General features: G+C 62.3%; 2 protein-coding genes. One reads left to right on the top strand and one right to left on the bottom strand.

The window, feature by feature from the left end:
• Positions 1-23: 23 nt before the first annotated feature.
• Positions 24-16,235 carry an amino acid adenylation domain-containing protein gene (locus tag ACBG85_RS16160; RefSeq protein WP_372024007.1) on the top strand — a complete coding sequence of 5,404 codons (16,212 nt, stop codon included), beginning with the start codon at positions 24-26 and terminating at the stop codon, positions 16,233-16,235.
• 350 nt (positions 16,236-16,585) lie between these two features.
• Here ACBG85_RS16160 and ACBG85_RS16155 read toward each other — a convergent pair whose 3' ends face one another.
• On the bottom strand, positions 16,586-17,155 hold the full coding sequence (locus ACBG85_RS16155) for a DUF5655 domain-containing protein (protein WP_073513049.1): 570 nt from the start codon (positions 17,153-17,155) through the stop codon (positions 16,586-16,588).
• Positions 17,156-17,220 lie beyond the last annotated feature (65 nt).

The raw sequence follows: 17,220 nt of genomic DNA, 5'->3' as shown, positions 1-17,220 counted from the left end.
CTGGTGAAATGTGAGGTGACGGGTTGAGTGCTTTTCCGTTGTCTCGGGCTCAGCTCGCGCTGTGGTTCGCGCAGCAATTGAGTCCGTCAACTCCGTTCGTGGTGGCTCAGTACGTGGAACTACGCGGACCGGTTGACGTCGACGCGCTGATCGAGGCAACGAATACGGCATGTCATGAATTGGAGTCGCCGTTCGTTCGCCTCGTCGCTACCGATGCCGAGCCGGCACAGGTCGTCGATCATTCGATCGTCGACGATCTCGCATACCTCGACTTACGCAGCGACCGCGACCCGGTTCAGCGCGCGAACGAGTGGATGACAGCGGAATACTCACGGCCACTTGACGTGATGTCTGACCGCCTGATCTCGGCAACCTTGCTTCACCTGGCAGATGAGCACTACTACTGGTACTCGCACGCCCATCACCTCGTGCTCGACGGACATGCGGCGATGACACTCACCGCTCGGGTGGCCGAGCGCTATTCGCATCTGGTTCATGGCAAGACGCTGACTCCTTTCGGTGGTCTCGGGGTACGTGCACTGCATGACCTCGACGTCGATTACCGATCCTCGTCGCGGTATCGATCGGACGAGCAGTACTGGACGGAGATGTCCGAAGGCCTGCCCCGCCCGGTTCGCCTCGCCGACGGCGCCGGCCTGACGTCCATGCCGCAGCGCATGATGGTTCGGACACTGAATCCAACTCTTGCAAAACAGCTTTCGGATGTCGCGACCGAGTGGACTACGTCCGAGGTGGCGGTCCTCGTCGGTGCATTCGCGTCCTATCTCGGTCGCATGACTGATTCCGATGACGTAGTCCTCAGCTTGCCGGTGTCCGGCCGCACCACGGCGACGTCGAGACGTTCAGGTGGGATGCTGTCCAACATCGTGCCTGTTCGTGCGCAACTCGAACGGGATCTGTCGCCACGAGAACTGGTGCGTCAGATCTCGGTTCAAATGACCGGTGCGCTACGCCACCAGCGATTCCGCTACGAGGACATGGGCTTCCAGGAAGGTCAGGGCGGATCCCGTGAGGCGGCGGGCCCGGCCGTGAACGTCATGATGTTTCACGAAGCCATTCGGCTCGGCGACGTCGTCGGCGAGTTTCACGTCCTCACATCCGGCCCCACCGAAGACCTGTTCTTCAGCATCTATCCGTCGATCGCGGGGGAGAACGTTCGCCTTTCCTTCGAAGCCAATCCGCACCTCTACAGTGAACGTGACCTGGCGATGCATCATCGTCAGTTCGTTCGGCTACTCGAGGGGTTCCTCGACTCTGCTACCCGTGCGCTCGGTGACCTCCGCATCCTCTCGACGGATGAAGTGAAGGATCTGGTCCCCGCGCTGGGTCCGCGGACGGACGGATTCGCGACGCTCGATTCGGTCATCAGAGGCGGCGCAGGGCAGGGGAGTGCTGTCGCGATCCGCGAGCAAGGTGTGGACGTCACTTATGACCAGCTCGGCGCTCGCGCGGATGCACTCTGCGCCTTGCTCGTGGAGAACGGAGTCGGACGAGGCGACGTCGTCGGGATCCTCACCGAGCGCTCGACCGATTCCGTAGTTGCATTCCACGCGGTAGTGCGGGCTGGTGCTGTCCTTCTTTTCGTGGATCCTCAAACACCCTCCGAGCGTGTCGCTTTCATTCTCGACGACGCCGACGTGTCCGTTGTGGTCGGTGGCGAACTCGTGGACGTGCCGGCTTGGGTGTGCGTCGTTGATCCCAGTGGCGACGAGACCGTCGAAGGGCCGGTGGATCGACGCGTGGGGGCGGGTTCATCTATCGCCGACCTGTCTCTGGACGACACCGCCTACGTGGTCTACACCTCTGGTTCTACCGGGCGACCGAAGGGTGTCGCGGTCACGCACCGAGGCATTGTGCCGTTGCTGCGTTCTCACGCACGGCGTCTGAACATCGATAGTTCCTCCCGCGTCGCGCTCCTTGCAAACACATCGTTCGACGTGGCGATCCTCGAGATTCTGCTTGCACACGGCTGCGGCGCGACCGCAGTGATCGTTCCTCCCGGATTGATCGGCGGAGTGGACCTCGAAGACTATTTGCGGCTCGAAGGTGTCACGCACCTGAACTCGACGCCATCGGTTCCGTTGACGATGGATCCTCGGGCTTTGCCGGAACTTCGAGTCCTGAACGTCGGCGGCGAGCGACCGCCGGGAGCGCTAGTGGATGCGTGGTCGAGTCACGTCGACATCGTGAATTCGTACGGCCCCAGTGAAGCGACCGTCGCGGCATTCATGAGCGAGCCACTCGAGCCTGGCGGTGATACTCCGATCGGGCGTCCGATCGACGGCGTTGCCGCTGTGGTGTTGGATTCGTGGTTGCGTCCGACTCCGGTCGGCGCCGCGGGGGAGCTGTACGTGATGGGACACGGACTGGCGCGAGGGTACCTTTCTCCGACGCTCACCGCGGAGCGTTTCGTAGCGGCGCCCTTTGGTGCCACTGGTGCCGGCGAGCGCATGTACCGCACCGGGGATGTCGTGCGATGGAACGATGCCGGTCAACTCGAGTTCTTGGGTCGCTCTGATCAACAAGTCAAGATCCGTGGAGTACGCGTCGAACTGGGCGAGATCGAGGCTGTGCTCCTGTCGACTCCCGGCGTTGCGCAAGCAGCGGTGGTCGAGCGATCCGGGTCGCTTGCGGCGTATGTGACCGTGGCCGAAGGTGCAGCTCATCCGTTGAGCCAGACGATGGTGCTCGATCATCTGGCTTCCCGACTTCCTCGTTCCATGCTGCCGAGTTCGGTGACTATTTTGGCAGCATTGCCCGTCACGAGCCATGGAAAGACTGACCGTTCAGCGCTCCCCGAACCGGCGTCGTCCGCGCCGGCCGAGCAGCGCGCGGCGGTCAACCGTCCGATCGAGTACGACGAGGAATTGATTGCCTCGGTGATGGCCGAGGTCCTCGGCGTCGGAGTTCTCGGACCGCACTCCGACTTGTTCGCCTGGGGCGGTAGTTCACTCGACGCCGTGTATGTTGCCGCGCGAGTGAGTTCCGCTCTCGGAAGACGGGTTGGTGTCAGGGACGTGTTCGGTGCCCCGACGCCGGCGCGCCTGGCCCGGGTAATCCGTGCGGGGCGGGCGGAGTGGATGGTGGAACCCCAACGCATTTCGGACGACCTCGTCGTGGAAATCGCACCGGCGCAACAACGCCTGTGGTTACTCAACCGTCTGGATCCCCAGTCGTCGGCGTACAACATTGCGTTCGAGGTCGCGTTCAGTGGTGCTCTGGATATCGAGGCGATGAGGGCGGCGGTAGGTGACCTGACCGATCGCCATCTCGTCTTGCGTACTGTTTTCTCGTTCGACCAGAATCACGATGCGTGGCCGATCCAGGTTGCGACCGCGACTCCGGTGACTCTGATCGAGGTTGCGTCCGAGGATTACGAGGCTGCGTCAGCGGATTTGGTTGCGGCGGGTTTCGACCTGGCGACCGATGCGCCTCTTCGCTTGATCCTCGCCTCGGGCAGCGACGCCGACCACCGCATGACCGTGGTTGCCCATCACATCGCCCTGGACGGCCTTTCGTTCGCGACGATCGTCTCGGACCTCGTCGCGGCGTACGACGCTCGCGCCGACGGACGGTCGCCGATCTGGCCTTCGCCCGCTCTCGACTACCGCGACTATTCCGCTTGGCACAGAACCATTCTCGGTGATCCCGCGGATCCACAGAGCTTGGCAGGACGCCAGCTGGAATTCTGGTCCGACACACTCGCCGGTGTTGATCCGACTCTTGCGCTTCCCGTGGACAGATCCCGCCGGCCGGACCAACCGTCGTCGGCTCGGGACGTGACGTTCGAGTTGCCCTCACCCATCCATGCGGCGCTGAACGAGATCGCTCGCGCGCACGACTGCACAACCTTCATGGTGTTGCACGCCTGCCTTTCGATCGCACTGAGCAAGATCACCGGTGCGTCCGATGTGGTCATCGGGACCCCGACCTCCGGACGAACGCATCCTTCGTTCGACGGTGTCGTCGGTATGTTCGTCGGGACCGTCGCGCTGCGAACGCTCCTTCGCGGCGGAGACACGTTCGGTGAGTTCTTGACTCGGGTGCGCGAGGTTGATGTGGCGGCCCTGTCCAATGCCGACGTTCCGTTCGACTGGGTGGTCGACCGTGCGGTCGGCGGGGGCGTAGGTGAAAAGAATTCCTTCCTCAGAGTGGTTCTCGCTGTCGATCCGGTAGCGCCCGACTCCGCGATCGCGATGGGAACTTTGACGGCGCACGGCACTCCGCTACCTCCGGTCCACCCTCGCTTCGACCTCGAAGTGACTGTGCGCGAGGATCGTACGATTGACGGCGACGCGAGCGGTGTTCGCGGCACTTTCCGATATGCCGCCGATCTGTTCGATGCAGGCACCGTGCAGAGCTGGGTCGAGCGGCTTCGTCGAGTATGTGACTCGATTACCGAGAACTCGTCAATCATGCTGCGTGACATCGATGTTCTCAGTGTTGCGGAACGCGAAGAATTGTCGGCTCGGGTGCCGGCGCCGTCGATTGTCGCGCAGTCGCTGCCTGACCTCTTCGGGGCCGTCGCAGCCCGGCATCCGAATGCAATCGCGGTGTCGAGTGGCGATACTCGCGTCACCTATGAAGAGGTGCGAGTTCGTTCGGAGGGCCTTGCCGCTGTCTTGATCGATCGAGGAATTCGAGTCGGTGATCGCGTGGCGGTCGCCCTGCCTCGATCGGTCGACCTCGTCGTAGCCATCATCGCTGTCGTTCGCGCGGGCGCGACGTACGTACCGATCGACTTGCAGTATCCCGACGCTCGTATCCACTACGTACTTGCCGATGCAGGCCCGAAAGCGATTCTGTCGACGGACGAATCTGCTGGGCGGTTCGTTGGGTACGAGCAACTTGTCATCTTCGTGGACGAGACGACTGACGCTACAGCCGACTGGCCCGTTGCACAGTCGGAGTCCGCCGCCTACGTGATCTACACTTCCGGATCGACCGGAGCTCCCAAAGGCGTAGTGGTGTCTCAGGACAACGTGTTGGCGCTGCTCGCCTCGACCCGAGAGATCTTCGACTTCAACGCCGAGGATGTGTGGACGATGTTTCATTCGTACGCATTCGACTTCTCGGTCTGGGAGATGTGGGGCTCGTTGACCACTGGCGGATCCCTCGTGATCGTGGACGGTGATGTCGCGCGCTCACCCGAAAGATTCGCGGATCTGATTGTGCGGGAACGAGTGACCGTTCTCAATCAGACCCCGGCCGCCTTCTATGCGTTGGCGGAAGTCACGCAGGAAATGCTGCTTCCGCTCCGGACGATTGTTTTCGGCGGTGATCGCCTCGACGCCGGGCGCGTGGAGGCTTGGTTCGATCGGCACCCGGACGTGCGGGGCGTCAACATGTTCGGAATCACCGAAACCACAGTCCATGTCACCAGTTTCGATCTTGTCCCCGGTGACGAGACTGTCTCGCCGATCGGGTCCCCACTACCAGGGTTGCGCAGCTACGTACTGGACGCGTCGTTGAAGCCCGTCCCTCCGGGATCTGTCGGCGAACTGTATGTTGCGGGTCCGCAGGTGGCCGAAGGCTACTTGGGTCGACCCGCGATGACGTCTTCGCGATTCGTGCCTGAACCCGGATTCGATGGATCACGGATGTACCGCAGCGGCGATCTGGTCCGTTGGCGAGCCGGCCGACTCGAATATGTTCGCCGCGCCGACGGTCAGATGGCACTGCGCGGTTACCGCATCGAACCGGGCGAGGTCGAATCCGCGCTGTTGGCTCACACGTCGGTGGAGCAGGCCGCGGTAGTGGTGAGAGAACTCGACAGCGGGCCGACTTTGGTCGGTTACATCACCCCGGGGAGCGGACACGACCTCGACGGCGTCTTGCGGACTGCTCGTTCGTTGCTGCCCGCGCACATGGTTCCGTCGGCTTTGATGGCGCTCGCGTCATTACCGGTCACGATCAACGGCAAAATCGACCGAGCATCGTTGCCGACCCCGGTGTCTCTCACGCAGCCGACTCGGCAGTCGCGAGACTTCTTCGAGCAGACAGTCGCAGCCATTCTGAGCGATTTGATGGAAGTTCCGCATGTCGATCCGGTCCGGAACCTCTTCGATCAAGGCGCCAATTCCTTGATCGCCACTCGTCTTTCGTCGCGTCTGAACTCCGCCCTGGGCTGCAACCTCGACGTCCGCGATGTGTTCGAGCACCCATCCGTCGATCAGCTCGCAGACATCGCTGCTGCGCGGATAGGTGTAGGGCGAACCGGCGCGGAGCACGCGTCTGACGTGTCCTTGGGGCCTCGTTCGGACAACACGGAAGTGCACCTGTCAGCTTCCCAGCATCGAATGTGGATTCTGAATCAGTTGGATACAGACTCCGCCGGATACAACATCCCGATCGTGCTGCGCTTGGCAGGCGAGCTGGACGTGGTTGCGGCCGAACTGGCAATTCGTGACGTGATCAATCGCCATCGCACCCTGCGGACCGTGTACCCGGTTGTCGGCGGCGGCCCGGTTCAGACGGTGCTCGACGCCGAGGATGCGCTTCCGGCCTTTCAGCTCGAGGCACTCGACGGCGGCGACGCCGAGAATTGTGTAGCAGAACTGGTGGGTTCGGGCTTCGATGTCACCGTTGATCCGCCCGTACGTGCGGCACTTCTCCAGGTTTCACCTGTCGAGCACATCCTGGCTGTCGTCGTCCATCACATTGCCGCCGACGCTCGATCACTCGAATTGTTGGTCCGCGACTTCACTGCGGCGTACATCGCCCGCTCGGCGCAGCACGCTCCGCAGTGGTCGCCGCTCGCGCTCGAATACTCCGATTACAGTGCATGGCAAAGGGAATCGGGGATTCCCGAGACGGTACGCAGCTACTGGATGCAGGCTCTCGAAGGACTTCCCGAGCAGGTGACGCTTCCCCTCGATCGTCCACGTTCGACGTTCGCCCGTGCGTCGAGCTGTCGGGTGGAGATCTCAGGTTCGGTACGAACGGGCCTTCAGACACTCGCACGATCGAACAACGCGACCATGTTCATGGTTGTACACGCCGCTCTCGCGGCGCTGTTGGCGAGGTACAACGGTAGCAATGACGTAGCTGTCGGCACTGTTGTGTCCGGACGCGTCACACCTGAACTCGACGAGCTGGTCGGCATGTTTGCCGGCACGATTGTTCTTCGAACCGAAGTCGATCCGTCGAACTCGTTCGGCCGGTTGGTCGAGCAGGTTCGTCAGCGTGACGTAGCGGCGTTCGCGCACGCAGAGATGCCCTTCGAATCGCTGGTCGATCTGATCGACCCACCGCGATCGCGTTCGCGACATCCGTTGTTCCAGGTGGCGCTCTCGTTCCGAACTGCTGAGACCGCCGCGTGGTCGATACCAGGGCTGGACATCACACAGATTGCTCCTGAAGTCAGGCACGCAAATTTCGATCTGCAGGTCAACGTCACGGACGAGGGGGTCGGGGGCGAACTCGGTCTCGAATTCGTCTACAACGCTGATCTATTCGATGATCTGACGGTATCGAGCTTTGCGGGCCGGTTCGAGCGCTTCCTGAATCGAGTGTCTGTCGACCCGAATGTCGCCGTAGGGCAAATCGACCTGTTGGACAGTGCGGAACGAGCTCTTCTCGTCCCCGTACATGGCGCGGTCGACCGGCCTGATCGATCTCGACTTTCCGGTACGACACTTGCCTCCATGCTGCGCTTCGGCGTCGAATCCGCCCCGGACGCTGTGGCGGTCGAGGGTGAGGGCAACACACTGACTTACCGGGAACTCGATGCCCAGTCGGATGTCGCAGCCGACGAGTTGCGCTCCCGGGGAGTTGGAGTCGACCAGGTCGCTGCTTGGACTGCAGATCGGTCGATTGCGTCGATCGTGCAACTGTGGGCAATCGCGAAGGTCGGTGCAGCTCCGGCATTGACGGACCCGGAACAGCCGCAGGCGCGAGTACGCGATGTCCTCGAAACACTGGGCACCGGAGCGATCGGCGGCCGCAACGCTGGTGGTGAAGACGCTGGTGCTGAAGACGCTGGTGGTGGGAAAGTCACCGACTCGGTGCGCGAATATTCCGAGAACCTGGCGGCCTACGTAGTTTTCACGTCAGGAACGACCGGAACCCCCAAGGCTGTGGTCGTGACCAACGGCGGGCTCGGTGTGATCGCCGAAGACCTGCCCGGTCGATTCTCGGCTGGGCCAGGTTCTCGCGTATTCCATCGCGGAGCGCCAGGATTCGACATGACGTTGCTCGAGGTGCTCATCGCGAGTGCGTCCGGGGCCACGCTCGTTCTGGCGAAGAACGAAGAACTGTTCGGCTCGGGACTCGCATCAGCACTGAGGCGCGAGCGAATTACTCATCTGTGCGCCACACCTACTGTCGTCGCCTCGATCGGCGATCCTTCGCTGCCGGACCTTTCCACGGTGATGTTCGGGGGCGAGCGACTCGGCGGCGCGATGGCGAAGCGCTGGCAAGCCGGACGCCGAGTCATCAACGGATACGGACCTGCCGAGTCGACGATGTATTCGCTTGCTACCGAACCACTGTCGATCGAACAACTGTCGGGTGACACTCACGACGGATCGATCGGGTATCCACTGGCCGGGGTCGACGCCGTCGTGCTCGATGATCGACTCGAACCGGTGCCGCCGGGAGTCGCCGGCGAACTGTATCTCTCAGGTCGAATGCTCGCTCGCGGTTACGCCGGCCAACCGGCCCGAACTGCGGAACGATTCGTGGCAACCGGTTCAGGCGCCCGGATGTACCGGACGGGCGATCTGGTGATGTGGAAGCCGGAAAGCCCCAAATCCGAGGGAAATACGTATCGCCTGCATTATCTCGGGCGAACCGACGTGCAGGTGAAGGTCAACGGTGTCCGGATCGAACCGGGTGAGATCGAGGCAGTCATTCAGTCTGTCGCGAACGTCGACTTCTGTGTCGTCGGGGTTCGGTCGGCCGAAGGTGGAAGTCCTCTGTTGGTCGCCTACGTGAGAAGTTCAGGTGCCGAAAGAGTTGACACAGGTCAACTTCGCGCTGCCGCCGCAGAAGTCCTTCCGACGTACATGGTTCCGCATGCCATCGTCGACATCGAGGGCGAGCTTCCGATGCGGAACGGCAAGGTCGACTTCGCCCGTCTCCCGTCGCCGACACTGGATGCTTCCCGTGCAGAGGGGCCGGCCACCGCCACCGAACGTGTTGTAGCCGGAGCTTTTGGTTCCGTCCTCGGTGGGAATGAGGACGACCGCGACGCAGACTTCTTCTCGCTCGGGGGCAACTCGCTGTCGGCCGCGGAGGTTACCTCGCTCTTGAGTAGTACTCTGGGGCTGGTTGTTCCGCTCAGGACCGTATTCGAGCATCCAACAGTTGCGGCGTTGGCAGCCCGGCTCGATTCGCTCGAGCAGAACGACTCGGTGACCGATCTTGTCCGACTGGAACCGCGCCGCGACCCCACGCCCGCACCCCTGTCACGAAACCAGCGTGCGATGTGGGTACTGAATCAGCGGAACACGGCGAGCGGCGCGTACAACCTGCCGATCTGCATCGAGATCGACGGTGAACTCGACGCGGCGGCGCTGCGTCAGGCAGCAACGGATCTTGTCGGTCGTCATGATGTCCTCAGAACCCGGTATCCGGGCACTCCACCGGTTCAGGTCGTGGATCCTCCGACCTCCGTGACAATGGAAACGCGGCTGGTCGCCGACATCGAGGTCGAGGTGCTGCTGCGAGAGTTCGGCTCGCGTGGTTTCGATGTAGCGGCAGACCTGCCGGTGCGCTGGATGCTGCTCCAGGTGTCACCGGTCAGGCACGTTCTGGCAGTGAGCTTTCATCACATCGCAGTCGACGGGGTGTCGATGCGAACGGTGGTCGGCGACCTGCTGACCGCGTACGGCAAGCGACGAGCTGGACTGGATTCGCAATGGTCTCCGTTGCCGATCCAGTACGGGGATTTTGCCGCGTGGGAGGCAGCACGTGACGTTTCCCCTGTCGTCGAGCAGTTCTGGCGCCGAACCCTCGACGGTGTGACATCTGTGTCTCCGCTGACGGTGGATCACTCCGATGGCGGGCCGGATACCGTGGCGCAGCGAGTGAACTTCGTGATACCAGCCGTCATCACCTCGGCACTGCAGGCGCGAGCCGACCGATTGAAGGTTTCGCTGTTCGCGGTGGTTCATGCGGCGTTGTCGGTGGTGCTTGCCAAGCTGAGTGGAAATCCCGATGTCGTGATCGCGACAGCTGTCGACGGACGGCGGGCGCCTCAGCTCGACGGCGTGGTCGGCATGTTCGTGGATACGGTGCCTCTTCGCCTTCGGATCGACGGGGACGTGCCGATCGATCTTCTGTTGGGTGCAGCTTTCGATGCTGATGTGGCAGCGTTCGAAAACAGCTCTGTTCCTGCCGAATTGGTTGGTGAGCTGCTCGGTGGACGAACTCCCCAGATTGCGCTGGGTCTGCAGAACTTCGCGATCCCTGCCGTGGAGGTTTCCGGTCTCACGATCGAGGCTCGCGAAATCGAGACCGCGACAACGAAGTTCCCCATGCATGTCTCGCTCGCACCCGCTGACGACGGTTCATTGACCGGAGCGCTCATCTATGCCGCGAGCGTTTTCGATCCTTCGAGCGCCGACGCGGTTACCCGACAGCTGTCGAGAGTGCTCACCTCGATTGCCGAGGATGTGCCAGTACTCGTTTCGGATCTCGCGGTGGGCGCGGCGCCCAGTTGGACTGCTGCCGAGGTCGATTCGTCCCGCACGCTGACCGAGATCTTCGCCGCCACCGCGGCGCGATTCCCGAACAACATTGCTCTCGACGACGGACACCGCACGGTGACGTATGCCGAACTCGACTCTGCCTCGGATGCCCAAGCCTGGGAACTGGTGGCTCGGGGAGCAGGACCGGGTGCCGTGTACGAGATTCCGGCGGTACGGACTATCGCGTACCTGGTCCGAATGTTGGCGATCTCGAAAACGGGCGCGGCATTCGTGCCGATCGACCCCGACCTGCCACCGGCACGTCTGAAGCAGCTGCGCACAGTCCTCTCCGATCGCAGCCCTGTTCCCGGTCGGCAGTATCCGGATTCAGTCGCGTACGTTGTTCACACGTCCGGGTCGACCGGTGAACCGAAAGGCGTTGCAGTCACCCACCGAGGACTGGGCCTGCTGACCGACGATGCTGTCCGCAAGTACGGCGTGACCTCGGACTCGGTTGTGCTGCACGGTTACAAACCGACGTTCGATGCAGCAATCCTCGAGATGATGTTGGCGATCGGCGCCGGGGCTACCTTGGCGGTCGCTCCTCGGGAGGCTTTCGGCGGAAGGGCACTCGAAGAATTCGTCGCAGAACGCGGCGTCACTCACATGTTGTCCACTCCAGCCGTACTCGACACGATGGCTCCGGAGCGGTTCGATTCGCTCGAGGTGGTGGCAGTCGGTGGCGATGTGCTCTCACCTTCCACCGCGCGTGCGTGGAGTCGCCGCGCGCGAATGCTCAATGCGTACGGACCGACGGAATGCACGGTGGTCACCACTGTCGCCGAGGTGGATCATCGGGTCACCATCGGAGTCCCGCTCGCCGGAATCGGTGCAGAGGTGCTCGATACGCGACTGCGTCCGGTGCCGTGGGCCGGGATCGGTGAGTTGTACGTCAGCGGGCCCGGGCTTGCGATGGGCTATGCCGGAGATCCTGCCGGCACCGCCACGTCGTTCATCGCAGCACCCGGCGGGCACCGCCGTTATCGGACCGGTGATCTGGTTCATCGCCGCACGGATGACAGGCTCGGATTCGTCGGACGCTCCGACCGTCAGATGAGCGTGCGAGGAATCCGCGTCGAGCCCGCCGAAATCGAATCAGCTCTGCGTCGGTGCACGGGCGTCGAGGCTGCGGCGGTTGTCCTCGTCGACGACATCGCCGTTGCGTGCGCGGTCGGCGATGGTGTGGAGGCGGATCAGCTGACAATCGAGTTGGCCGCGATGTTGCCTGCGTATCTGATGCCCGGCCGCGTGGTCGTATTGGAGTCGATCCCGCTCACGACGAACGGAAAACTGGACGCAGATGCGTTGCGGCGCCATGTGTTCGAGAGCCAGGCGCCCGATGCAGCAGTGACGGTTTCGGAGGAACTCGTCACCGCTGTCATGTCGGAACACGTGTCCGGAAGTTTCGGCGCTCTGCACAACCTGTTCGAATCAGGTGGTGATTCGTTGGCTGCGGCAGCGGTGGCAGGTCGACTCGCCTCGATCTTCGCGCGAGATGTGCCTGTTCGCGCCGTCTTCGACAATCCGTCGCCGCGAGCGATGTCTCAGTGGCTGTCGGCGAGCGCGTCCGATGGCAAACGCCGCGAACTGACTCGACGTGATCCCGGCAAGCCGGCCCCGCTGGCGCCCTCGCAACAACGACTCTGGCTGATCAATCAGCTTCAGCCGGAATCGACTGCGTACAACCTGACGTTTGCAGCGGTCCTGGCAGACGACATCGATCGTTCGGTCTTGAGCAGCGCGCTCGGCGACGTCGTCGATCACCATGCCGTATTGCGAACTGTCTGTGTTCCGGGTGAATTCGGTCCGCAACAACTTGAAATGGACTCTGTTGCATTCGATCTCACTGCGGTACACGTCGGCGATATCCGTGCGAGCGCTTCGGCATTCGCGACTGTGCCGTTCGATCTCGAACGAGATGTTCCGTTCCGTGTGCGTGTGTTCGCCGAAAAGGCAGGAGTCGACTCTGCAGGACTGACGGTCCTGGTCATCGTTGTTCACCACATCGCGATCGACGGAGCGTCGATGGGCCCGATCCTGACCGATTTCGTGGCAGCCTTCGAGGCCAGGTCGGCAGGTCTTCCCTGGGATCGCTCGTCGGGGGAGATCAGCTACGGCGACTACAGTTTCTGGGCGAGAGAGAGCTTGGGTGACCCCGAGGATTCTCTCAGCATGGCTCACCGGCAACTCGACTATTGGTCGGACGCACTTTGTGGCGTCGAGGATGTGTTGGCTCTACCCGTCGACAACCCCCGGAGTCCCGTGTCTTCACGATCCGAGGAGATGGTGACGGAAGTCCTCGACGGCGCCACCTACGACGCGTTGTCGGCGTTGGCTCGTTCGCATGGCGTCACGGTATTCATGGTCGTCCACAGCGTGATTGCCGTGCTGCTCGCTCGCGAGTGCGTCACGGACGACGTCGTGGTGGGAGCAGCTGTGAGTCTGCGGAACGATCCGGCGCTGCTGAGCGTCGCCGGAATGATGGTGGGTACTGTCGCATTGCGCACGAGGATCAACTCCACCGATCGCTTCGCTGCTGTTCTGGACGAGGTTCGCCGTGTCGATCTGGAAGCAATGGCGAACGCGGACGTCTCGTTCGACGACGTCGTTGCGAAGGTCGATCCGCCGCGCAGGATGAACGAGCATCCGCTGTTCACGGTCATGCTGGCGTACCGGCGAGCGCTGGAGTTGCCGCAGATCGACGGCATTACCGTCTTCGACATCGACAATTCAGGGGCGTCGACCGGTTACGACTTGACGTGGGACCTGGTCGACACCGGTGACAGTCTGACTATTCGATTGCTGTATGCGACGGACAAGTTCCGCGAGTCGACCGCGGAACTGTTCATGCAGCGGGTGAGACGTATCGCCGAATCAGTGACCGCGGAACCCGAGATTGTGATCGGGGAGATCGAACTGCTGTCCGGACTCGAACGCTCGGTGCTGACTGCTGCGAATCCTCGCCACGTCGAACCTCTGACGATTGCCGACATTTTCGAACGCGCTCTGCGTCAGGCGCCCGACGGCGTCGCGCTGGAAGAGAACGGCAGACGCTGGACTTACCGCGACCTGCACGAGGAGTCGTCGCACTGGACACGCGAGTTGGTGGTCCGAGGAATCGGACCCGACGACGTGGTGGCCGTTGCGCTCGGGCGCGGGCATCTGTGGATCGTTGCGTTGTGGGCAGTAGCGCGTGCAGGCGCAGCGTGGCTGTCGCTCGATCCGGCGCTGCCGACAGCGCGCCGGCAGACGATGGTCGAGGAATGCGGTTCGGTTGTCGGTTTGACAGCGGGAGGTGCATCCGAGAGTTTGCCCGAGTGCGTCGAGTGGGTGGCGATGGACGAATCCCGCACTGCTGGTGGCGCTGCCGAGGTATCGGCAACGCCGGCTCACCCCGACAACCTCGCCTACGTCATCTACACGTCGGGTTCCACGGGAAGACCCAAGGGCGTGGAGGTTTCACACCGCGGAATCATGAACGTCTGCACCGCACACGCCGAGATCGCCGAGCTCGAGCGTGGCCCCCGAGTCCTGCAATTGGCGTCGTCGACCTTCGACGCGTCGGTGATCGAGATCCTTCTCGCGGCTGCAGGGTGTGGAACGCTGATTCTGACTCCCGACTTCGTCTACGGGGGAGAAGAACTCACGAATCTGCTGATAGCCGCCGACGTAACACATCTGATCGTGACGCCGACGGTCCTGGCGACAGTCGATCCGGATGCAGTGCAACCGTTGATCGTCGAATCGATGGGGGAGCCGCTCTCTGCGCGCCTTGCGTCGGCGTGGTCACCCCGACATCGCATCGTCAACGGATACGGACCGACCGAATCAACGATCGCGGCATCGATTTCCGCACGGATCACTGACGCGGACGTCACTGTCGGCACTCCAGTCCCTGGTACGACAGCATTTGTTCTCGATCAGAGGCTCCGACCGGTTCCGGATGGCGTTGCGGGAGAACTGTTCCTCGCCGGTGAGAATGTGGCACGGGGGTACGTCGCTTCCCCGGCTCTGACGTCCGAGCGCTTTGTTGCCAATCCTCATGCGGTGGGGACCCGGATGTATCGCACGGGTGACCTCGTGCGTCGTAGGCGTCACGACCGAGCGCTCGAGTACCTGGGTCGCAACGACGCGCAGGTGAAGGTGCGGGGTGTCCGCGTGGAACCGGCGGAGGTCGACGCGGCTCTGTCAAGCCATGGAGCAGTGGCCTTCTCGGTAACCGTTGTCTGTGACGACGGGCACGGATCCGCTGAACTCCGTTCGTATGTGACGTTGGCGGAAAACGGTTCGGCGACGGAATCGGAGCTTCGCGGGTTCGTCTCCGGCCTGCTGCCGAAGCACCTGCTGCCTTCGTCGGTGACGATAGTGGGCGAGGTACCGTTGCTCGCTTCGGGGAAGATAGACGCAGCGGCACTTCCTGCTCCTTCACCGCAGCCAGGGTCGAGTGTGGATCGACCCATCTCGGATACCGAACGTCACGTGGCACAGGCATTCGAGGGCGTGACCGGCGCGAAATCGGTCGGCCGCTACGACGACTTCTTCGAGCTCGGCGGGACATCGATGGGTGCAGTTCGAGTGGCGACGCGCTTGCGTGAGAGCCTGAACAGGGAATTCCCGGTTCAATGGATCTTCACCGACCGAACTGTGGCGGAGCTTGCCTCTCGGATGGATCTCGTTCATGCCGATGTCTTCGAGGGTGATTCGCTTCGTTCGGATCCGCTGGACACGGTCGTCATGCTCGGCGGCGACCCCGATGACCAACGGCCGCCGTTGTTCTGTGTGCATCCGGTCAGCGGAATCGCCTGGTGCTACGCCGGACTCGTCGGTCAGCTGCGGGGTCGACGGGTGTACGGCATCCAGGCAACGGGAGCAGGTGAATTGCCAGGCACGGTGGCGGAGTTGGCGTCGGGGTACGTCGATGCCGTACGGACGGTGCAGCCATCGGGTGAATACCATCTACTGGGTTGGTCTGCCGGCGGAACGATCGCGCTCGAGATGGCGAGCCAGCTCGAAGAGGCCGGCGATCTGGTCGGTTCGGTTTTCATGCTCGACGCGCTGTTACCGGAGATGATGCCATCGGTACAAGCGGCTCCGAAACCTTCCGAACTGTTCGCGCAGATCGGGCTATCCGAGGTTGAAACTGAAACTGCAGCACTGACTTTCACAGACGTTGCGGCAGAGATCCGAAGGCAGACCGGTATGGATTTCCTTTCCGATACGGTACTCGAATCCGTAGTGGGTCGGGTGGAAAAACTGTCGCGAATCGTTCGGGACCACACGCCGAGGCACTATTTCGGGTCAGTGGAACTGTTTGTGGCGCAGCATGATCTGCCTGAACATCGTCACCTGGTCGAAAGGTGGTCCGAACTGGTGGGGCCGTTGCGGGCGTACCTGGTCGACTGCTCCCACTCGGAAATGTCGAGCACTGAGGTGTTGGCGGAGGTCGCCCAAGTTCTCGTCGGCTATCTCGAAGGTGTCGATTCGGATTCGAAGGATCGCAATCATACTGGGGTGCAGTAGATCTAACGTGCCGGGACTTTGGTCCGGAATTGTCACTCCCGTGGTCCCCTTGCTTCAGTTCCGCAAGTAGAATCTGTAGCATTTCCCTTGTGGCAGTAAGCCATTCAGAAACTATCTCCGGAGGATCGTATGTTGGGTTCCCTTTTTTCCATCAGCTCTGAAATCGGTGTTCCGTCCGTCGACGCGCTCTTCGAGGCTGCTCGGACCATCATCGGCGCGCTCTTCGGCCTGAGCTGACACGTCGCAGCGACCTTCCCCCGCGGTGAAGAAAGTCCCTGTTCTCCGACAAGGAGAACAGGGACTTTCGTGCAGCCTGCCGGTGAGCGTTTGCGTGGCGGTGAGTGAGTGACCTACCGGCCGTTCTGTTGATACGCGATCGCTGTCAGCAATCCGACTTCGTCGTTCACGTCTGCGGTGCTGGTGAGCCCGATCTTGTGGGTCGACTGCCCGGGAGCTTTGGCCGGGACAAGAAGTTCGGATTCGGGGGCCTCGACAAAACGTAGTCCGAGGTCGACTCGGGCCTTGGTGGCCGCTGCGATGGCGGCGAATTGGCGAGCGCGAACGAAGGGCGTGTAGGTTCCGCGGCCTTCGACCCGAACATCGGTTCCGAGTTCTTCGATCAGACGTCGGGCTTCATCGAAGATCGGCCGCAGTGCTGCCTTCGGGCCGCTGTACTGCTGGTCGATGTATTGCTCGACGGTCGGCTCCACCCATCCGGACTGTTCGGCAGTCTCGAATGCAATTGCCCACTGCGAATTCTGCGGCACACCGTGCTCTGCTTTCAGCCACTTGCGCACTTCGTTCTGATCGAGCGGGTCGACCCCGGACGTCCGTACGGCCTCAACCCATTCTTCGAGGGTGCGCCCGGTACGGTCGCGCATGGACGAGGTGACTGCGGCCATCATGTCGGAGGGTTCCATGTGTCTGTTCTACCGGTTGTCGCTGGTCTTTCGGTTGTCACTGGTCTTCCGGTTGTCGCTGCTCT

Source organism: Rhodococcus sp. NyZ502 (assembly GCF_041464245.1).
Lineage (GTDB): Bacteria > Actinomycetota > Actinomycetes > Mycobacteriales > Mycobacteriaceae > Rhodococcus_F > Rhodococcus_F qingshengii.
This window is presented reverse-complemented; position numbering and strand designations above follow the sequence as displayed.

Coding starts and splice junctions, on each gene's coding strand:
- ACBG85_RS16155 (WP_073513049.1), bottom strand. CDS start 17,155: ATGGAACCCTCCGACATGATGGCCGCAGTCACCTCGTCCATGCGCGAC.